At 44.7% G+C, this 21186-nt stretch carries 17 protein-coding genes and 2 pseudogenes; 14 read left to right on the top strand and 5 right to left on the bottom strand.

The window, feature by feature from the left end:
• Window positions 1–29: 29 nt before the first annotated feature.
• The 3 genes and pseudogenes from uvrC to mnmG all read right to left on the bottom strand — a co-directional run bounded on the left by uvrC (window position 30) and on the right by mnmG (window position 4683).
• Window positions 30–1864 (bottom strand): annotated as a pseudogene (gene uvrC / locus JCM15124_RS13865) (excinuclease ABC subunit UvrC).
• Window positions 1865–2222: 358 nt separating this feature from the next.
• Window positions 2223–2753 carry an adenine phosphoribosyltransferase gene (locus tag JCM15124_RS08545; protein ID WP_024999093.1) on the bottom strand — a complete coding sequence of 177 codons (531 nt, stop codon included), beginning with the start codon at window positions 2751–2753 and terminating at the stop codon, window positions 2223–2225.
• A 58-nt stretch (window positions 2754–2811) separates the two neighbouring features.
• Window positions 2812–4683 carry a tRNA uridine-5-carboxymethylaminomethyl(34) synthesis enzyme MnmG gene (mnmG, locus tag JCM15124_RS08540; RefSeq protein ID WP_024999092.1) on the bottom strand — a complete coding sequence of 624 codons (1872 nt, stop codon included), beginning with the start codon at window positions 4681–4683 and terminating at the stop codon, window positions 2812–2814.
• Window positions 4684–4877: 194 nt separating this feature from the next.
• Here mnmG and JCM15124_RS08535 point away from each other — a divergent pair, with 194 nt between their 5' ends.
• From JCM15124_RS08535 to dprA, 11 genes are all read left to right on the top strand, one after another.
• A complete protein-coding gene (locus tag JCM15124_RS08535; protein ID WP_024999091.1) occupies window positions 4878–5303 on the top strand; it encodes a nucleotidyltransferase substrate binding protein in 426 nt (141 codons plus the stop codon).
• 2 nt (window positions 5304–5305) lie between these two features.
• Window positions 5306–5611 carry a nucleotidyltransferase domain-containing protein gene (locus tag JCM15124_RS08530; protein ID WP_024999090.1) on the top strand — a complete coding sequence of 102 codons (306 nt, stop codon included), beginning with the start codon at window positions 5306–5308 and terminating at the stop codon, window positions 5609–5611.
• A 979-nt stretch (window positions 5612–6590) separates the two neighbouring features.
• A complete protein-coding gene (locus tag JCM15124_RS08520; protein ID WP_024999089.1) occupies window positions 6591–7277 on the top strand; it encodes a fumarate reductase in 687 nt (228 codons plus the stop codon).
• Window positions 7278–7304: 27 nt separating this feature from the next.
• Window positions 7305–9287, top strand: a complete 1983-nt coding sequence (locus JCM15124_RS08515) for a fumarate reductase/succinate dehydrogenase flavoprotein subunit (protein ID WP_024999088.1) — start codon at window positions 7305–7307, stop codon at window positions 9285–9287.
• A 46-nt stretch (window positions 9288–9333) separates the two neighbouring features.
• Window positions 9334–10089: a succinate dehydrogenase/fumarate reductase iron-sulfur subunit gene (locus JCM15124_RS08510; protein ID WP_024999087.1), complete on the top strand. Its 756-nt coding sequence runs from the start codon at window positions 9334–9336 to the stop codon at window positions 10087–10089.
• Between the two features lie 393 nt (window positions 10090–10482).
• Window positions 10483–11763 (top strand): clostripain-related cysteine peptidase, encoded by a 1281-nt coding sequence (locus JCM15124_RS08505; RefSeq protein WP_198019132.1) that lies wholly within the window; start codon window positions 10483–10485, stop codon window positions 11761–11763.
• Window positions 11764–11832: 69 nt separating this feature from the next.
• Window positions 11833–12303 (top strand): pantetheine-phosphate adenylyltransferase, encoded by a 471-nt coding sequence (gene coaD / locus JCM15124_RS08500; RefSeq protein WP_024999085.1) that lies wholly within the window; start codon window positions 11833–11835, stop codon window positions 12301–12303.
• Between the two features lie 12 nt (window positions 12304–12315).
• Window positions 12316–12756 (top strand): rRNA maturation RNase YbeY, encoded by a 441-nt coding sequence (gene ybeY / locus JCM15124_RS08495; RefSeq protein WP_024999084.1) that lies wholly within the window; start codon window positions 12316–12318, stop codon window positions 12754–12756.
• Window positions 12757–13033: 277 nt separating this feature from the next.
• Complete coding sequence (locus JCM15124_RS08490) at window positions 13034–14344, top strand: DUF2851 family protein (RefSeq protein WP_024999083.1); 1311 nt, start codon at window positions 13034–13036, stop codon at window positions 14342–14344.
• The gene (locus tag JCM15124_RS08485; RefSeq protein ID WP_014709129.1) at window positions 14341–14760 is read left to right on the top strand and encodes an acyl-CoA thioesterase; all 420 of its coding nucleotides are present in this window, start codon (window positions 14341–14343) and stop codon (window positions 14758–14760) included. The genes JCM15124_RS08490 and JCM15124_RS08485 overlap by 4 nt, the downstream gene beginning before the upstream one ends.
• Before the next feature lie 29 nt (window positions 14761–14789).
• Complete coding sequence (dprA, locus tag JCM15124_RS08480) at window positions 14790–15920, top strand: DNA-processing protein DprA (protein ID WP_024999082.1); 1131 nt, start codon at window positions 14790–14792, stop codon at window positions 15918–15920.
• 42 nt (window positions 15921–15962) lie between these two features.
• On the opposite strand, the gene JCM15124_RS08475 is transcribed toward dprA, so the two are convergent.
• Complete coding sequence (locus JCM15124_RS08475; protein WP_024999081.1) at window positions 15963–16907, bottom strand: tetratricopeptide repeat protein; 945 nt, start codon at window positions 16905–16907, stop codon at window positions 15963–15965.
• 131 nt (window positions 16908–17038) lie between these two features.
• Here JCM15124_RS08475 and yfcE point away from each other — a divergent pair, with 131 nt between their 5' ends.
• Window positions 17039–17578, top strand: a complete 540-nt coding sequence (yfcE, locus tag JCM15124_RS08470) for a phosphodiesterase (protein WP_024999080.1) — start codon at window positions 17039–17041, stop codon at window positions 17576–17578.
• A 100-nt stretch (window positions 17579–17678) separates the two neighbouring features.
• On the opposite strand, the gene JCM15124_RS13860 is transcribed toward yfcE, so the two are convergent.
• Window positions 17679–18785 carry a TlpA disulfide reductase family protein gene (locus JCM15124_RS13860; RefSeq protein WP_051527374.1) on the bottom strand — a complete coding sequence of 369 codons (1107 nt, stop codon included), beginning with the start codon at window positions 18783–18785 and terminating at the stop codon, window positions 17679–17681.
• A 416-nt stretch (window positions 18786–19201) separates the two neighbouring features.
• Between JCM15124_RS13860 and JCM15124_RS08460 the strand changes: the two genes are divergently transcribed.
• Both JCM15124_RS08460 and JCM15124_RS13855 read left to right on the top strand, forming a co-directional pair.
• Entirely contained in the window at window positions 19202–19969 is a 768-nt protein-coding gene (locus JCM15124_RS08460; RefSeq protein WP_024999079.1) for a M15 family metallopeptidase, read from the top strand.
• A gap of 27 nt (window positions 19970–19996) precedes the next feature.
• Window positions 19997–21186, top strand: a pseudogene (locus JCM15124_RS13855) (THUMP-like domain-containing protein); the annotation flags it as partial.

The raw sequence follows: 21186 nt of genomic DNA, 5'->3' as shown, positions 1-21186 counted from the left end.
CCGCAAATTTACTTATTTTATTTTGATTATTAGGAGTTTGAGTGGAAATAATTGTATAACAGTGTTGCTCTCGTGCTGCCAATAATCTCTGTAAGTTCTTGAATGTCAGCTTCTTTAATCTTTTTTACGGTTTTAAAGTGCTGCAACAGCTGTTCTTTACTTTTGCTTCCGATGCCCTTTATATCGTCTAATTCGCTGTGTAGCTGATGTTTCGAGCGTTTGTCTCTGTGGAATGTTATGGCGAAACGGTGCACTTCGTCCTGTATTTGTGTAAGAACTTTGAAGAGTTCGGAGTTCGTTGGAATGCCAATTGTTTGTGGCGGAAATCCGTAAAGCAGTTCGTTGGTGCGGTGGCGGTTGTCTTTTGCCAATCCTGCAATGGGAATAGTGAGTTGCAATTCGTCTTCAACAACCGCCCTGACCACCTCCATTTGTCCCTTTCCGCCGTCGGTAATGATGAGGTCGGGTAGGGGTGTTTCGCTTTCCATCATACGTTTGTAGCGTCGTCGCACTACTTCTTGCATAGACGCATAGTCGTCCGGACCTACAACGGTCTTGATATTGTATTTCCGATAGTCCTTTTTCGATGGCTTCATGCCCTTATATACCACGCAGGCGGCTACGGCATCCGTGCCCGAAATGTTCGAGTTGTCGAAACATTCTATCCGGTAAGGCAGCTTTGGCAGCTTTAAACGCTCTTGCAATTCCTTCATCAAACGAGTCTGTTTCTGCTCCGGATTGAGCTTCTCTGCCTGTTTTAAGCGGTCGAACTTATGCTGCTTTGCATTCATTTCCGACAGTTCGAGCAAGTGTTTCTTGTCGCCTCGCTGTGGAATAAAGAAGGTTGCGTCTTTTAAATGAAAGTCTAATTCAAAGGGAACGATAATCTCTTTTGCCGTGCTTTTGAAGCGTTCGCGAATTTCAGGAATAGCTTCGTTGAGCAGTTCGGCATCTGTTTCTTCTAATTTACGCTTGTATTCGAAGGTGAAACTCTGATTGATGGCACCGTTTGTAACGTGCAGATAGTTGATGAAAGCGTTCTTCTTGCTGTCGTCGTTTACAATAGAAAAGACGTCTACATCGGCTATTGTGTAACTTACAATCTCGCTTTTGGCAGCGAAATTCTCTAAGGCAATGTAGCGTTGCTTGTAGCTTTCCGCTTCTTCAAAGCGCAATTCTGCAGCACATTCCTCCATTTTTGCTTTCATTAAACGTTGCACTTCGCGTGTATTACCTTTCAGAATTTGACGTGCCTGCTCCATATTTTGCCGGTAATCTTCGTACGATTGTTTGCCGATGCAAGGTGCACCGCAGTTTCCAAGATGATATTCTAAGCAGGGTTTATACTTCTTTTGCTCTATTCCCTCTTTTGTAATGGGGAACCGACACGTACGCGGCTTATAGAGTTTCTTTACTATTTCGAGTATGGCATACATACTGCTGATGTGGCTGTAAGGACCGTAGAAGCTGCCATACCGCTTGTTTATGTTGCGAGTGTTGAAGATTCGTGGGAAGTATTCGTTTGTTATGCAGATACTGGGATAGGTTTTGCCGTCTTTCAGCAGCACATTGTAGCGCGGTTGGTATTGTTTTATGAGCTGATTTTCTATCAACAGCGCATCTTCTTCGCTATTTACAACCGTATAAGTTATATCATAGATTTTAGAAACCAGCACTTTTGTCTTGAAACGGTCGGTTTCTTTGTGGAAGTAAGACGATACTCGGTTCTTCAAGTTCTTGGCTTTGCCACGTAAATAATGGTGTGCTCTTTGTCATAGTATTGATATGTGCCCGGCTTATTGGGCAAATTCAATACTATGTTCTTAAGATAAGCCAATCGTTTTTCGTTCTCTTCTTTTGTCATTCGTCTAACTTCTTTGTACTAAAGCGTTTTACATATTTGTTGTTTCACGTGAAACAACGATATTGTTTCGCACTCGTTATACTGTTTTGCTGTTGTTGTAAGCCGGCAAACGAATTGCTTTTAGATAGCGAGAACCGAAAGGCGGGTGCATCGTGTCTTTCGGTTCGCTTGTATTTTCTGTCTCTTGTAAAAGATAGAAATGTTTGTGCTGTAAGATGGAAACGTCTATGCTGTAATATAGAAATATTTATTCTGCAAAATAAATGTAACTATTCGGCAAGATAGCAAAACTTGTTTTGCAAAATAGAGTAGGGCTTCTTTGAAAGCGAATGAAGCACCGTTCCATTATCAGCGTTGCTTAGAATTGCAGCAAAGAGGAAATTTCTATGTCTTTATCGAATGTGCTACGGCAATCAGGAAACTCGCTCTTAAGTTCTATAATAAAGTTGCAATAAACCCTTTTAGGCTTAAATTTCTTTACCAAGTTGCACGCAGCGCGCATTGTTCCACCCGTAGCAAGTAAGTCGTCGTGCAGCAGAATAACATCGTTTTCGCTGATAGCGTCTTTGTGAATCTCTATTGTATCGATGCCATATTCCTTTGCGTAGTTCTCTTGCACGGTCTCACAAGGCAGCTTTCCGGGCTTACGGCAAAGCACAATGCCTGCTCCAAGTCGCAAAGCGAGTGCAGACGACATTACGAAACCACGACTTTCGATACCTACAATCTTCGTAATTCCTTTGTCTTTGTATATTTCATACATTTCGTCCGTTATCTCTTTAAGAGCTTCGGGCGACTTAAACAGGGTGGTAACATCGCGAAAGTTCACACCTTTAATAGGCCAATCGGGTATGCACCTTAGGTTGTCGAGTAGTATTTTACTATTCATATTCAATTAGTTATGTATTTGTTTTCTTGTTAATTGTTACACGTGAAACATTTAATAGTTATCTTCCCATAAGCACTAAAAGCACGTTTATGTCGCTTGGACTTACGCCGGGAATTCGGCTTGCTTGCGCTAACGTCTCGGGTTGTATGCGCTCCAGCTTCTGGCGGCACTCTGTTGAGAGGTCGTGAATTGCGCTGTAATTGAAATGTCCTTTTATCTTGATGTCTTCAAGACGGCGCATTTTCTCGGCAAAAGTGCGTTCACGTTCGATGTAACCTTTATATTTTATTTTTATTTCGGCTGCTTCTGTAATTTCTTCCTTTCTATTTGGCGATGCTTCCAATACTTCTTTAAGGTGGGGTAGGTGGTCTGCCAAGCCGTATAAGCTAATGCCCGGGCGTGCAATAAGCTCGGAAATCTTAAACGAACCTTGTATTGGAGAACTGCCAATGCTGTCTAAGAAACCGTTAATTTCGTTTGGTTTAATCGCTGTTTTGTCGCAATAGTCGATTATTTGTTCTATACTTGCTTTCTTTTCGAGCCACCAATCGTAGCGGTCGCGCTTTGCTATGCCTATTTCGTAGGCTTTTTCGGTGAGTCGTGCGTCTGCATCGTCTTGACGAAGGAGTATTCTGTATTCGGCTCTTGATGTGAACATACGATACGGTTCGTCCACTCCTTTCATCGTTAAATCATCGATGAGTACGCCAATATAGCTTTCGTCGCGTTTCATAATGAAAGGCTCGCTGCCCGCACAAAGCAGTGCTGCATTTATTCCTGCTACCAAACCTTGTCCGCCGGCTTCTTCGTAGCCTGTTGTTCCGTTTACCTGACCGGCTAAGAACAATCCTTCAATAATCTTCGATTCCAACGATGGTTTCAGTTGTGTGGGGTCGAAGTAGTCGTATTCGATAGCGTAGCCCGGTCGGTACATCTTTGCATCGCGCAAAGCGGGTATCTTTCGCAATGCCTCTAATTGAATTTCCCACGGCATAGACGAAGAAAATCCGTTCAGATACATCTCGTTTGTGTCCACACCTTCAGGCTCAAGGAAGAGCGGATGCGTGTTCTTGTCGGGAAAGGTTACAAGTTTGGTTTCGATAGAAGGACAGTATCGCGGTCCTGTGCTCTGTATTTGTCCGTTGAAAAGGGGCGAATCCGGCACTCCCCCTCGTAGAATTTCGTGTGCCTCCTCGTTGGTATTGCACGTCCAGCAAGGCAGCTGTGGCAGCGTTCTGTGTTGCCCGAAGTATGAAAACTGATGATAATCGTTTTCTCCCGGCTGTGCTTCCATCTCGTCGAAATGTACCGAACGTTTGTCGATGCGCACAGGTGTACCCGTCTTCATTCTGTCTTTTCGCACCCCCCAACGCGTTATGCTTTCGGCAAAGTTGTGCACAGCAGGTTCGGCACACCGTCCGCCCTCCACCTGTCGTTTACCTATGTGCATCAGTCCGTTAAGGAATGTGCCGGCCGTAACGACTACTGTGCGTGCAAAAAGCTCTACTCCCCATATCGTGCGCACACCGATGGCGCGCCCGTCTTGTACGATGAGTTCGTCGGCTTGGTCTTGAAATATGTCAAGATTGTCGGTATGGTCGAGCGTTCTCTTCCATTCCGTTATGAATTTCTCTCTGTCGCACTGTGCTCTCGGACTCCAGACAGCAGGTCCTTTTGAACGGTTGAGCATACGAAACTGTATGGCTGTGGCGTCGGTAACAATACCCATCTGTCCGCCTAATGCGTCGATTTCTCTCACAATTTGCCCTTTTGCTATGCCTCCCACTGCGGGGTTACAACTCATTTGGGCAATTTTGTTCATGTCCATTGTTACCAAACATACCTTTGCGCCTATGTTGGCAGCTGCTGTGGCTGCTTCGCAACCGGCATGTCCGCCACCAATGACCAGCACATCGTATTTGAAAGTAATGCTCATTCCGCTTTTAATTTTTGGCAAAAGTAAGAAATTTAATTGAATTATGCAGCACAATTCCGACATATTGCTATTGCGAACCTGTTTCCTTTTGCTATTTTAGACATTGCGAGTAAGTATTTCTTTTTATACAAAAATTTGTCAATCACGTTTTTATGTGTTACTTTTGCACAAATAACCAATGCTTGATTATGGGAGAAATACAAATTAGATGGATACAAAGGTTATCAACTTTCGGCAAGGCACTTAGTAGATTGACGGAAGTTGTAGACTTATATCACGGGCGTCCGCTTAGCAATCTTGAGAAAGATGGTATGATACAGCGTTTTGAATATACGCTTGAGGCAGCTTGGAAACTGCTGAAGAACTATGCCGAGTATCAGAACGGTGAACAAGTAATGGGTTCTCGCGATGCTATTCGCAAGGCATTTGCTATGGGCATTATCGAGAATGCAAACCCTTGGTTTGATATGGTTGAGAGCCGCAATCTGACCTCTCACGTTTATGATGAAGACACGGAGACGGATATTATTGATAAAATCATCACAACTTATTACCCCATATTGCAGGATTTGTTTGCGAACTTGCGTTTGCGAACAGAAACCGAAGGAGTGTAATTATGGCTGCATTTGGTATTGAAAACGAGTATATGGAAGAACTGTTGGGCATTCTTCGCCAACTTCCGGAAATAGAACAAGCTGTTGTCTATGGGTCGAGAGCACGTGGAGATTACCACCGTACATCGGATATAGACTTGTTGTTGTATGGAGAGAAACTCACAAGCGAAGTGGTTTCCACCTTGCGCACCAAGCTGTATTACTCTCGAATTCCTTATCTTTTTGACTTGAATATCTTCGATAATCTTACCAATCCAACGTTTATAAATAATGTCAAGCGGGACGGAAAGGTGCTATATTCAAAATAGAACCCGCTTTGTTGTGAGCAAGTTTCTCCGATATGCTGTTTTCAGCTATTGTTCGTTGTATTGCCGAAGAATACCTACCTATTGGTTAAAATAACTAAAACAAGCATTTGGAAGTGTTAAAAAATAAACCGTGAAACACCCGAATACTCGCGTTTTTTCGCATAACAAGAAAGTTGATTGCAAATAAGGGCACTTTTTGCGTGCAATATTTATCCTTCTGTCAGTCAGCCATTAAGATGATGTTGTGGGTATATGTGTGAAATAAAAAGCATTTCTTGTTGTGGAGTATAAGGCATAAAAAGTAATAAAAGGAACAAAAATGCCGAGTGAAAGTGCCTGTTTGGCGTTGCGAAACCGTAGGTTTTGCACGGTAAAAGCGTAGGTTTTGCATTGCAAAACCTACGCTTTTGAAAAATGGTTCTTGCTTTTTCGATTTTCAAGAGCTATTTTTAATGTTTCACGATTCTATTTCGTTGTTTTCTCTCGTGTTAAATTCGGCGAGGCATTTTAAAAAGTTTTAATGTTTAGAGGCGTATTTTACAGCTTGTTTATTGGTTTTATAGTATTCTTAGATTTTATATTGTTTCTATGAATAGAATGTTTTTTATTTTTAGAAATCGCTGCTTACTTGTTATAGCTGTAAATGCTGTTTCCGCTTAACTTTTGTCGCTTTTTTCGCCACTTCTTCCTTTTTGTGTTTCCCATTAACAGAGTTTGGAATTACATTTTGTTTTTTACTCCTTGTTTAGACGCTGTCAATATTACGTTTTCAGTAGGTTTTTTATGGCTGTTTTTCATAAAAAAACTTTGTATAGTCATTATTTTATAGTATTTTTGCATCGAATACGTCCCCATTTGATACCAACTTATGGGTATTTGCTAATGAGAATGATATGTTTTAGCATGCTTTTAGTGTGTGCGTTCACGAAAGAGACAATTAATTCAAACAGTTTAAATATTTAAAAACAGAACATTATTTATGTGGTTAATCAATTCTTCTATTGGTAGAAAAGTTGTGATGTCCGTAACCGGTATTGCACTTATTCTATTTCTGACATTCCACATGTCGATGAATGTTGTTGCGCTTTTCTCAGGCGAAGCCTATAACATGATTTGTGAATTTCTCGGTGCGAATTGGTATGCGGTAGTAGCTACGTTGGCTCTCGGGGCACTGACAGTGGCGCACATCGTTTACGCATTCATTCTTACTGCGCAGAACCGTAGCGCACGTGGTAACGAACGTTACGCCGTAACAGGTTCAAGTCCAAAGGTGGAATGGGCATCTAAGAACATGTTGGTATTGGGTATCATTGTCCTTTTGGGTATGTTGCTTCACTTGTTCAACTTTTGGTACAACATGATGTTTGCCGAAATTGTAGGTATGCACACACAGTTCCACCCGGCAGACGGCTTCGCTTACATTAAAGAGACATTTGCCAATCCGGTTTTTGTAGTACTTTACATTGTCTGGATTTGCGCTATCTGGTTCCACCTTTCACATGGTTTCTGGTCAGCTATGCAGACCCTCGGTATCAATGGTAAGGTTTGGTTCAACCGTTGGAAGACGATTGGTTTGATTTACACCTCACTTCTCATGTTAGGTTTCTTGATTGTTGTACTCGCTTTTGCATTTGGCTGCGCACCAAGTCTTTGCTGTGTTGCTTAATTCATTAAAATAGAAAGATACAAGATTATGGCTAAAATATTAGATTCTAAAATCCCGGAAGGACCAGTAGCAGAGAAGTGGACCAATTATAAGGCTCACCAGCGTTTGGTTAATCCTAAGAATAAATTAAAGCTCGATGTTATTGTGGTTGGTACAGGCTTGGCAGGTGCCAGTGCTGCAGCATCGCTTGGCGAAATGGGTTTCACTGTTTACAACTTCTGTATTCAGGATTCACCACGCCGTGCCCACTCTATTGCTGCACAGGGGGGTATCAACGCTGCAAAAAACTATCAGAACGACGGCGATTCTGTTTACCGTTTGTTCTACGATACCGTAAAGGGCGGCGACTATCGTGCTCGTGAAGCAAACGTGTATCGTTTGGCAGAAGTTTCAAACAGCATTATCGACCAGTGTGTGGCACAGGGTGTACCTTTCGCACGCGAATATGGCGGTATGTTGGCAAACCGTTCTTTCGGTGGCGCACAGGTATCGCGTACCTTCTATGCAAAGGGACAGACAGGTCAGCAGCTTCTGCTCGGTGCTTATTCGGCATTGAGCAAGCAAGTTCACGATGGCCGTGTGAAACTTTACACACGCTACGAAATGGAAGACGTTGTTATCGTTGATGACCACGCACGTGGCATCATCGCCAAGAATTTGGTTACCGGTGAGCTTGAGCGTTTCTCTGCAAATGCAGTCGTAATCGCTACGGGTGGTTATGGTAACGCATACTTCCTTTCTACCAACGCTATGGGTTGCAACTGTACAGCAGCTGTTCAATGCTATCGCAAGGGAGCTTATTTTGCAAATCCTGCGTATGTTCAGATTCACCCAACCTGTATTCCTGTTCACGGCGACAAGCAGTCTAAACTCACATTGATGTCAGAATCATTGCGTAACGACGGTCGTATATGGGTTCCAAAGAACATCGAAGACGCTAAGGCATTGCAGGCAGGAACAAAGAAAGGTTCGGATATTCCGGAAGAAGAACGCGACTATTACTTGGAACGCCGCTATCCGGCATTCGGTAACTTGGTACCTCGCGACGTGGCTTCACGCGCTGCCAAGGAGCGTTGCGACCACGGTTTCGGTGTAAACAACACCGGTTTGGCTGTGTTCCTTGACTTCTCTGAAAGTATCAACCGTCTTGGATTGGACGTTATCCGCCAGCGTTATGGCAACCTCTTCGATATGTACGAGGAAATCACCGACGTAAATCCGGGCGAGTTGGCTAAGGAAATCAATGGCGTTAAGTATTACAACCCGATGATGATTTACCCTGCTATCCACTACACAATGGGCGGTATCTGGGTAGATTACGAATTGCAAACCACTATCAAAGGACTCTTTGCCATCGGCGAATGCAACTTCTCTGACCACGGTGCTAACCGTCTCGGTGCATCAGCATTGATGCAAGGTTTGGCTGACGGGTACTTCGTGCTACCTTATACTATACAAAACTACTTGGCAGACCAAGCACTTTGGGGCAAAATACCTACCGACCACCCCGAATTTGCTAAGGCTGAAAAGGGCGTGCAAGACGAAATCGACCGTCTTATGAACATCAAGGGCAAGCGCAGCGTAGACTCTATTCATAAGGAGTTTGGTCGTATCATGTGGGAATATGTCGGCATGGGGCGTACAGAAGAAGGCTTGAAGACCGGCTTGGAAAAGATGAAAGAAATACGCAAAGAGTTCGAAACCAACCTCTTTATACCGGGAAGCAAGGAAGGACTCAACGTAGAACTCGACAAGGCTATCCACCTTCGCGACTTCATTACAATGGGTGAACTTGTAGCTTACGATGCACTTTCACGCAATGAGAGCTGCGGTGGACACTTCCGCGAAGAATATCAGACCGAAGAAGGCGAAGCTAAGCGCGATGACGAAAATTACTTCTACGTAGGTTGCTGGGAGTATAAGGGCAGCGATACCGTTGCTCCTGAACTCATAAAGGAACCGCTCGAGTACGAGGCAATTAAGGTTCAAACACGTAACTACAAGAACTAATTTAGGTCAAAGTTGCTTTGCAACACATTAAAAAGAAATCAACGTAATGGAAAAAACAATAAGTTTCACGCTTAAAGTATGGCGTCAGAACGGACCTACTGCACAAGGTCATTTTGATACATTCGAAATGAAGGACATCACCGGCGATACTTCATTCCTCGAAATGCTGGATATTCTCAACGAGCAGCTTATCGAAGATGGCAACGAACCTTTCGTCTTCGACCATGACTGTCGCGAAGGTATCTGCGGTATGTGTTCTCTTTACATCAACGGACACCCACACGGACCGGCTACAGGTGCAACAACCTGCCAGCTCTACATGCGTCGTTTCAACGATGGAGATGTTATTACAGTTGAACCATGGCGTTCTGCCGCATTCCCGGTAATTAAGGATTGCATGGTAGACCGTGGTGCATTCGATAAGATTATTCAAGCCGGCGGCTACACAAGCATTCGTACAGGACAGCCACAAGATGCTAATGCCATCCTTATTCCTAAGGAAGCTGCTGACGAAGCAATGGACTGCGCTACGTGTATCGGTTGCGGTGCGTGCGTTGCAGCATGTAAAAACGGTTCGGCAATGCTCTTCCTTTCTTCTAAGGTAAGCCAGTTGGCACTCCTTCCACAAGGTCGTCCGGAGGCTGCTAAACGTGCAAAAGCAATGATTATGAAGATGGAAGAACTCGGATTTGGTAACTGTACAAACACCCGTGCGTGCGAAGCAGAGTGTCCAAAGAACGAGTCTATTGCCAACATTGCTCGCTTGAACCGCGAGTTTATCAAGGCAAAGCTTGCCGATTAATCGTTTACAGCAAATTCCGAATGGCTTTTAAAGCCACTCAAGCTATATTAAAATCCCACAATGCAAAAGCGTTGTGGGATTTTTATTGGTCGATTATTGCCCTAATTAGCGTGAGTTCGGCATAAGAAAGCAGGTTAAATAGGCTTTCCCGCAGATGTTTTTAAGCAAGCCCGGTAATGAAATAGGGAGAGAGTTCTTTTGTTTAGTCTTGTAAAGATAATTCTCTTAAAAAGCGATTGTATGCCGAACTCACGTCGGTTAAGGCTGTTAGCCGTTACTAATAATTGTGAATGTGATGGTTTTATGCTTAAAAAACGGTTGTGAACCAACGATTTTGCTATTTTATTGTTATATTTGCAAGTCAAATAGAAATATTATTCCGATTGATAGACAATGAAATGTTTATTTCCATATTTATTTACGGTGTGCCAAAAGTCGTTTAAACGCTTTGGCAGTGCCTTTATGCTTTTGTGCATCTTCGTTGCTGCGACCTTGGTTTCCTGCAGCAAAGAGAGCGACGCCCCTGACGATAAGTCCTCCACGAAAGAGAAAACAATATTTGTTTATATGCCTTGGACAGGGGCAAGTCAGAACTTGTATGACTTCTTCATGAACAATATCAATGATATGAAGAAAGGTATTGTCGAGCAAGGAGGCTTGAACAACACCAACTTACTTATTTTAATAGCCAACTCGATAGATAAAAGCCATCTTATTAATGTTACTTACCGCGACGGAAAGTGTTATAATGATACGCTCAAAACCTACGACGACGGTGCTATGGAGACCGCCGAAAAGATGACCACATTATTGAATAAGGTGGCTGAAGTTGCTCCTGCACATGTTTATTCAATGATGATTGGTTCGCACGGCGTAGGCTGGATATATGCCAAAACAGCCTCTGCATCGATGCAACGTCGCATTGCAGCTGACCGAGATAGAAACGAGGCGATGGGCTTACCCATTACTCGACAGACCCGTTACTTCGGCGGTGGAGCTGTTCAGATGAATATCGACGAATTGGCGGAGGGAATACGACGTTCCAAAATAAACCATTTGCAGTTCCTTCTCTTCGACGATTGCTATATGGCGAATATCGAAACAGCTTACGAATTAAATCGTGTAACCGACTATCTTATAGGCTGTCCAACCGAGATAATGGGGCACGGAATGCCTTATCGCGAAATGTGGAAGTACCTGTCGCCTACGCAACCCGACTACAAAAATGCAGTAGAGGCTTTCTATAACTTCTATTCCAACTACTCCATCGGCAGCATTGCTTACCATTACGGAACAATTTCTGTAACCGATTGTCGCAAGGTCGATGCAATGATGGGCGTGCTTGACACCGTTCACAATAAGTACCGAATGGGTACCGACGTCGGTTCAGCCTTGCAGGTACTCGATGGCTACGTCCCTGTGATATTCTTCGATTTCTCCGATTATATCCATCGACTTTGCGCCGGCGATGCAGAACTGACCAAACGGTTCGACGATGCTTTGTCGCAACTTGTTCCATACGAACGCCATACCGAATACTACTTCTCTTCTTTGACCAATGCAGGCTCGCATCGCATAAAGACCTGCAGCGGACTAACCATCTCTGCGCCGTCCAAGAACAGTATGGTAGTGAGCAGCAAGCCGAAGAGTCATTTCTATGCACTTTTCCGATAGCAAGTAGAACGGATAGGTATTGACAGTAAAAAGATTTCAGTAACAGATACGAACAGAACTTTAAAGTATATGGTAAATAAAAGCGGGCACACGGAACGTATAGGTTTGTTTGTGGGAAGTTTCGATCCTTTCACCGTCGGACACGACTCTATTGTGCGTCGGGCATTGCCTTTGTTCGACAAAATAGTTATCGGTGTAGGTGTAAACGAGCGCAAACAATATATGCAAACCACCGACCGGCGCGTGTCTGCCATACAGCAACTCTATGCCGATGTGCCACAGATAGAGGTGAAAGCCTATACCGACCTTACCGTAGACTTTGCCAAACGCGAGCAAGCCACATTCTTTATAAAAGGCGTGCGCAGCGTAAAAGATTTTGAATACGAACGCCAACAGGCGGATATAAATCGCCTTTTAGGCGGTATGGAGACCTTATTGCTTGTGGCTGAACCACAGTTTGCCAACATTAGCTCAAGCCTTGTGCGCGAACTTATACACTTTGGCAGAGACGTTAGCGAATTTCTGCCACAGAAACGATAAAACAAACGAAGAATGATAACATACAACGCAGAGGGCGTAAAGCTCCCAAAGATAGGAAAACGCGATACCACACGCTGGATAAAAGCAGTGGTAGCGACCCACAACCGTAAGGTGGGAGAGATAGGTTATATGTTTGTTGATGACGAGAAAATATTGGAAGTGAACAACGAATATCTTGGACACGACTACTACACCGACATCATTACTTTCGATTATTGCGAGGGCAACGTGCTCAATGGTGATATTGTAATATCGCTCGATACCGTTCGTACCAATGCAGAAAAGTTCGGAAAGACCTACGAAGAAGAGCTTTTCCGTGTCATTATTCACGGTGTGCTGCATCTTTGCGGCATTAACGACAAAGGACCGGGCGAGCGCGAGATAATGGAAGAGAACGAAAATAAGGCGTTATCGTTACGCTTACTTTGTGAAGACAATTCCATAAAAAAATAATAATTGCGCTTTCGGAACGTCAAACAATAGGTTTTATAATGCTTTGACGATGAGGTAGCTATACGATAGCTGTGCTTGCTAAAAATGTTTACGCCTTTATTGCTTTCTTTCTGCCTATTCCATAAGGTTCGTAAGAGCACACAACGCCCCTCTTTCCAATAAGCGAAAACAGATGAAAAAGCTACCTCCGTTTTCCTTTTATAATGGAAAAACGATGAAACTTCTTCATTTTTCGGACTATTTTTTGTATTTTTGTCCTCGCAAAGCATTACCGACTATGGAAAAACTTATCCACTATGTTTGGAAACACAGACTATTTCCGCTCGCACAACTCGTTACTACCGACAATCAATCGGTAGAAGTGATAGACGTCGGATTGCCCAACAGCAATGCAGGACCCGACTTCTTCAACGCCAAAGTAAAGATAGACGGTACGCTGTGGGTGGGCAATGTGGAGATACACGATAAGGCTTCCGACTGGTTTACACACAGACACGACACCGATGCGCACTACAATAACGTTGTTTTGCACGTTGTGGAACAGGCGGACACTACGGTAAGGAAACAAAACGGCGATGTTCCGCCACAACTTGTGCTACCCGTTCCGCAAGCTGTAAAGCTGAACTACAAAGAGTTGCTCGATGCCGATGCTTATCCGCCCTGCTATAAAATAGTTCCCGAACTATCAAGGCTGACGGTTCATTCTTGGCTGAGCGCATTGCAAACCGAGCGGTTGGAACAACGCACAACTGCCATTTCAGAACGTCTGAAGGCTTGCAATGGCAATTGGGAAGCCACCTACTTCGTGTCGTTGGCACGCAACTTCGGGTTCGGAATAAACGGCGACGCCTTCGAGCAATGGGCAAAATCGATTCCGTTTCACGCCGTAGACCATCATCGCGACGACTTGTTTCAGGTAGAAGCGATATTTATGGGACAGGCAGGGCTGCTTCAAGCCGATGCGTTACCTAAGCAACACCACGAAAAAGTTATAGCCGATGCATACTTCCGGCGGTTGCAAAGCGAATACAAATACTTGGCACACAAGTTCTCTCTCACACCGATAGATGCTCAACAATGGCGATTTCTAAGGTTGCGACCGCAGAACTTTCCCTACATTCGCATTGCACAGCTTGCACAACTCTATTACAACCGACGGTCAGGACTGGCAGAACTGATAGATTGCACCACTATAAAAGAAGTTACGGAACTGCTGCAAACACAGGTAACACCCTATTGGGAAACGCATTATACCTTCGGTGGCAACGACAGCAGGCAGTCGAAGAAGAACCTGTCGAAAGCGTCAATAGAACTCATTATCATCAATACCGTCGTGCCCATCTTGTTTGCTTACGGCAGATACAAGATGTCTGAAAAGCTCTGCGACCGCGCTTTCGCATTCTTGGAAGCCTTGAAAGCCGAGAAAAACCATATTGTAAGAATGTGGGAAGAGGTGGGTCTGAAAGTGGAAAACGGCGGCGATTCGCAGGCATTGATACAATTGAAAAAAGATTATTGCGACCGTAAGGAGTGTTTACGGTGCAGAATAGGATATGAATACTTAAAACAAAAGAAACAAGAACAATGAAAAAAAACACTAATTACATCTACGAAACCAGAATGGAAGTACGCGACTACGAGTGCGACATACAAGGTATTGTGAACAACGCACACTATCTGCACTACACAGAACATACACGCCACCGCTTTATTCAGTCGCTTGGCATCAGCTTTTCAAAGCTGCACGAAAAGGGCATAGACCCTGTTGTGGCGCGCATGAGCTTGGAATACAAGACGCCATTGGCATGCGACGACGAATTTATATCTCGATTGGCAATGAAGAAAGAAGGCATTCGCTACATATTTACACAGGACCTTTACCGTGCAAGCGACGAACGATTGTGCTTTCATGCCGATGTAACGCTCGTTATACTGACCAATGGAAAGCTCGGCGAAAGCAAGGAATACGATGAGGCTTTCGCTCCTTTCCTGAAACAAGAATAAAACAGCGAGAATAAAAACAAACAGAAACGATGAAGCAAGAACACCTCTATGCCATTGCATTAACACGTACAAGTGGGTTCAATCTGCCCGCCTTGCTCGAACTTTACCAAAAGACCGGGTCGGCAACGGCTGTCTATGAGCATCGGAACAACATACGCGACATACTGCCCGATGCCTCGAAACACCTTGTAGAAGGACTGAAGAACCTAAACGATATGCTGCCTTTTGCCGAGTGCGAACTGCAATACGACGAGCAGCATGGTATAGAGGTGCTTTGCTTCAACGACGAAAACTATCCGCAACGCATGCGCGAATGTGCTGACGCACCGTTGGTTTTATACAAGCGTGGCAACGCCAACCTGAACAAACAGCGCACACTGAACATTATAGGAACACGCAACTGCACCCGGTACGGACGCGATTTGATTCGTGTTTTCATACGCGAACTGAAGTCTGTTTGCCCCGATGTGCTCGTATTCAGCGGCTTGGCGTATGGCGTAGACATCTGTGCGCACCGCGAAAGCCTTGCCAATGGGTTGGACACGGTAGGTGTTGTGGCGCACGGATTAGACACTGTTTATCCCCGAATGCACACCGAAACGGCAAAGGAAATGTGCCAAAAAAGGGGCGGAATTATTACCGAATACACCACAAAGACGCAACCTGTGCCCAAGAACTTTGTGCAACGCAACCGCATAGTGGCAGGCTGTGCGGACGCAACCTTGCTTATCGAATCGGCAAACAAGGGCGGAGGACTTATCACATGTAGCATAGCACGTAGTTATAGCAGAGATGTGTTTGCCTTTCCCGGTGCTATCGGCGCGGAATACAGCGAAGGTTGCAACAACTTAATTCGCGACAACGGTGCCAGTCTCATTACTTCGGCTTACGATTTGGCAAAGGCGATGAACTGGGACAACGACATAAAGCTCGAAAAAGCACAACAACAGGGCATCGAACGCTCGCTGTTTCCCGACCTTAGCGACGACGAAAAGGCGATTGTAAATGCACTGCAAAAGCAAAACGACCTACAAATCAACATGCTTTCGGTACAAGCTAATTTGCCAATGGCGCGCCTTATGGCTTTGCTTTTCGAATTGGAAATGAAGGGAATAATAAAGACAATGGCCGGCGGTTACTACCATTTATTAGACTGTTAAAGTCGATTTTACGGGGTTGAATGCCACATAACGTACTTCAAGCTAAGGCATTCCAACCGTCTGCACATACTTTTCTACCACCGCTGCCTGCTCTCTGTAAAAGGCTTTTTGGTCTATTTCGCTCGCAGCAACCACCTCTTCCAAGCTGGCAATAAGGTTTTGCATCTCCCAAGTAATCGAGTATTTGGCAGCTTTACGTGCAGCAATACACTTCTCCAATTCATATTTTGCATGCGGTTTGTCATGGTTGAACAGTAGGTTAGCGAGCGTAAAGCGCAGCCGTTGTCGGAATTTCTCTTCTCGTTGTGTAGAAATGGCGCGCGTCAGCAAAGCTATTTTAAGCTGTTTGTCGGTTATCAGTTCTGCCAATTTCTGATAAAGGTACGGCCGGCGGTGGTTTCTCAGCAAATGCCGATATATGTTTATCGCTTTGTCGCGCTTCCCCATGATGGTGTAAATCGTTGCTTTGTAGCGTTGATTGTTAGGATTGTAAGGACTGTGCTTCAACGATTCGGCAAGAATGGGGGCAGCCTTCAGTGCCATTTCTACCGTAGGGTTTCCCTCAACTTCCTTAAACACCTTGCCGACAATACGCATTCCCAACGACTGAACGGGGTGCCCGTTGCTCTGTGTCATCAACCAATCGTCGTCCGTCAGCTTTTCTATGCCCCATTCGGTTATGAAATCGAGAATGGAAAAGGTGGTACTATGGTCGAAAACAAACATGGCGGCGCGCAGCATCGTAGCCTGTCCGCGCAAACTACTGTCGTCCATGGTCGGATAAAGGCGCAATAAACTCTGAAATATCTTATATGCTTCTTCCAATCGGCGTTGCTGATAGCGCAGCCGCATTACGTCTACACCCACCCAAAACATAGCCATCGTGGTGTAATGCCCCTTGTGTGCCGCATACATAGGGCGGATAGCGTTGTACGCTTCCTCTATTTTACCTTGCTTTCTCAGTTCAAATACGTCTTTCACTTCCATAGTATCGCTCCTTTCCGTCTGATGTTTATATATCACAAAGATAACAAAAAATATTTACGAAACACAATTCCAAGCATAAAAAACTGAAATTATGAATTAAAGATAGTATCTTTGTCGGAAAAAGTAATAGTATGAAATATTTATTGGTGTCAGATATTCACGGCTGCCGCCCTGCCTTGGAAAAGGTGTTGAAGTTCTACGACGAGCAGCATTGCGATATGCTTTGCATATTGGGCGATATATTAAACTACGGTCCACGCAACTCTCTTCCGGAGGGACTCGACCCCAAAGGCATTGTAGAACTGCTGAATGCGCGTGCCAAAGACATTGTGGCAATTCGCGGAAACTGCGATGGCGAGGTAGACCAAATGTTGCTCAACTTCCCTATTCTTGGCGATTACCTGCTATTGGTAGACGAAGGCAGGAAGTTGTTTCTTACGCACGGACACGTATATAATAAGGAGAAGATGCCGCAAGGTCGGTTCGATGCCGTGGTCTACGGGCATACACACCTGTGGGAAATTACACCGCAAGCGGGTACACTCATTTGCAACACCGGCTCCATTACTTTTCCCAAGGGAGGCAATGTGGCAACATTTATGACCTACGAGCAGGGCACTTTCACTGCCTACGATATGGAAGGAGCGGTGCTGAAGCAATATACGCTGTAACGAAATCCCCACTGTTCCATCGTTACAAATACGAAACGAGCCGCTGTTCCTGCACAATGTGGGAACAGCGGCTCGCCGTTTATAACGTGTCAATACCGTTTTACAACAACGCTTCTATCTCTTTGGGCAGATTTTTAATCTGCGCAGGGTTCTTCACAACTATGTTGTTGCGGTCGATAAGATAGATAATAGGTGTCGCAGTGGCAGCACCGGTGTAGGCTTCGCTAATGCCCGTGTCGTCGTAAACGTTAATCCAAGGCAGACTTGCAACGCTTTCCTTCCAGAAATGCGCGTTTTCATCGAGAGAAACCATATAGATTTCCAATCCTCTTGCGTGGTATGTATCGTATAGTTCGCGCATCTTCATGATGTATTCGGGCGATTCCGGGAGCGAGAAAACGTGGAAATTAAGCAACACTACCTTTCCTTTCAGGTCGGTAAGATGGTGCATTTTCCCTCTGTTATCGCGCAAAGGCAAGTCTATTACGCCCGTTTCTTCGGCTCTAATCTCCACCTGTTGCTTATTGGCAGATGCGATGCGGTCGTCGCGCATACTCTTAATCGTAATGTTGTGCAGGTTCTGTCCGCGTTCCGAATGAGGATAGAAGGAGTCCCAACTCGTAGCTACTGCACCGAAAACCTTATTGTCCTTGGGGTCTTTAGCAGGGTTGAAGATAAGGCGCGCCTCGTTGTTTACGACAATAAACTGAAAGAGTGCAAAATAGCTGTACGCCTTCATCGGTTCTTTATAAATGTAGTTGCGGGCTACATCTTCCTTGTAAGTTTGCACAAGCACCTCTACAACCGAGTCGGCAACTTCGGGTTGGTGGCTGTAAAGTGCCTGACACTGGGCTTGCAAGTTGATTTGTTTCAGAGCCAATTCCTTTATTTTCTCGTTCTCATACGACCCATTGACATCGTATTCGGTTGCCATTTGTGGGTACTTTGCAGTTACTTTCACCGTTTCGGTAGAGTCGATGGCGATATTTATAATCTGTCCGGCAATGCGCAAACGGTAAAATTCGGGGTTGTCTATCTTGTCGCCGGCAAATGAGAACGCACCTTTCTCGTCGAGCTTCACCGAATCTACGGTGGTAAAACCTGTCAAACCGTTGTGCTCAAAGTAAAGCACAGAGTCTTGGGCATTACCTATCGTTCCTTCAACGTGAAATTTTTCGCCGGCACAACCGCTAATCAGAGCTGTCATTCCTACAAGGAAACCGCCTGCAACTATTCTTTTAAATACATTTTCATTACGTAAAAGTATGATTTATACGTGCAAAGGTAATCCTTTTAATGAAAAATACCAAAATGAAAGTATGAAATTTGTCGTCCGCCGGCTGCACCGTTTACCTTTTTCCATATTACTTTTATGAAACAAAAACAGCACATCGGTAAATTACTTACATGTAAATAATTCTTTTTCTACATGTAAGTAAATATTTCTTTACGTGTAAATAAATATTTTTCTACACGTAAATAATTTGGCAAACAAACTGTTTCGGTAGGTGCAACAGCCTTTGGACAAGCAGAAAGAGTATGGGCGGTATGCTATTTTCCGCACAATAAGTTCGCCATTGACAAGATAATGTTGTAACTTTGTGTAGAAATAAACACACTGTGATGAAGAAAGAATGGATATTTTTAGCACTTTGGCTTGTTGTTTCGAGCTTTGCAGTGCTGAATTTGCAAGATAGAAATGGCAAAAAACCGACGCAGGTAGCCGGCAAGCAATCGGGAAAGTCGGCAACGGCACAGTATATGGAAAAGCAAGGATTGGTGGATATAAAGAGCGTAGACCCCACTATAAAGGTGGCTTTGATGTATGCACGAACCGACAACTTCTGCCAAAAACAGCTTTATACCAACCTGCGCGAAGCCTACGCATTGCCCCAATGCGCCGCAGCCTTGAAGAAGGCACAAGCCGAACTAAAGCGACTTCGCCCCGATTTAAGCCTCATCGTCTTCGATGCAACACGCCCGATGAGCGTGCAACAAACGATGTGGGACGCCGTAAAGCATACCGACCACAGCTTTTACGTATCGAACCCTGCCAACGGAGGGGGTATGCACAACTACGGAATGGCAGTAGACATCAGCCTTTGCAAAGCATCGTGGAGCGAAAAACGATGGCGCGACGGTGCAACACCTTGTAGGATAGATACCCTTCCGATGGGTGTGAAGGTAGACCACTTGGGCTACGAGAGCCATATCGACAAGGAACAGCAGCTGTTGGCAAAAGGAATACTTACGAAAGAAAGTATTGAGAACCGACAATTGCTGCGCCGTGTAATGAAAACGGCCGGTTTTCAACCATTGAGAACAGAGTGGTGGCATTTTAATCTCTGCACCCGTGCTTGGGCAAAAGCACATCTAAAGGTGGTGAAATAACTTTTCCTACAACATTATACACAGCACTTGGAAACTTCAGAATTTATCCGACAGCACGCTAACGACGATGTTAGAACGCTCGCACTCTTAGCAAAACGCTTTCCAAAGGTGGACTTGCCCTACGCACTCGACCAAATAAGAGGGCGGCAATTGGCACGAACGAAATTGCCAGCATGGGCGAATACGGAGGGTATGGTATATCCGCCACATCTGAATATGGAACAATGTTCGAGCGAACAAACTGCTTTGTATAAGCAGAAAATTGCCGTTCGCCTGCTGAAAGAGCTTCCAACGGAGAGCGAACCTTCTTTTGCAGACCTTACAGGAGGCTTCGGTGTAGACTTCTCGTATATATCGAAACCTTTCAAGAAGGCACTCTATGTAGAACGAAACGAGCAACTTTACAACATTGCAACACAAAATTTCAAGTGTTTGGGATTAAACAATATCACTACGAAAAACGGCGATTTCATCGAAGTTTTACAGCAGTTAGACAGCATTTCGGTTCTTTTCTTAGACCCGGCACGCCGCAACGGCAATGGGGGCAAGGTGGTTTCGATGGAAGATTGCGAGCCCAACGTGTTGGAAATGTGCGGTGAAATGGTGGAAAAGAGCCATTTCGTGGTGCTGAAACTTTCGCCTATGTTAGACTGGCATCGTGCCGTTGCGCAACTGAAATACGTTACAGAGGTGCACATCGTGTCGGTTGGAAACGAGTGCAAAGAGCTTTTGCTGGTACTTACCGACAGAAACAAAACGGGAAACGGAAATGAAGACAATGCGGTTAAGGTGTTTTGCGTAAACGACAACGATGTTTTCAGCTATGAAGAAGGTACTTACGGTGAGAAAGAAAACACGCCCCAACAGCGCATTCTCGACAGAAACGCCATTCTTCCGCCTTATCTTTACGAGCCGAACGCTTCGATAATGAAAGCGGGTTGCTTTGCTCAACTGAGCGAAACATACGGTGTAGCAGCGTTAGGGCACAATTCCCACTTGTTTGTTTCGCCCGACTTTCTGCCCAAATTCCCCGGCAGAAAGTTCCAAATCGTAAAGGTTTGCACGCTGAACAAGAAAGAATTGCGCCGTGCTTGGCAGATATAACGCAGGCAAACATCGCCGTGAGGAACTTTCCGATGCGGGTAGACGAGCTTAAAAAGCGGTTGAAACTGCGCGATGGAGGCGAACACTACATCTTTGCAACGACGCGTGGCGAT

Source organism: Prevotella falsenii DSM 22864 = JCM 15124, from assembly GCF_000613945.1.
GTDB lineage: Bacteria > Bacteroidota > Bacteroidia > Bacteroidales > Bacteroidaceae > Prevotella > Prevotella falsenii.
Note: the sequence above shows the minus strand (reverse complement) of the source record. Positions and strands in the feature narration are given on the sequence as shown.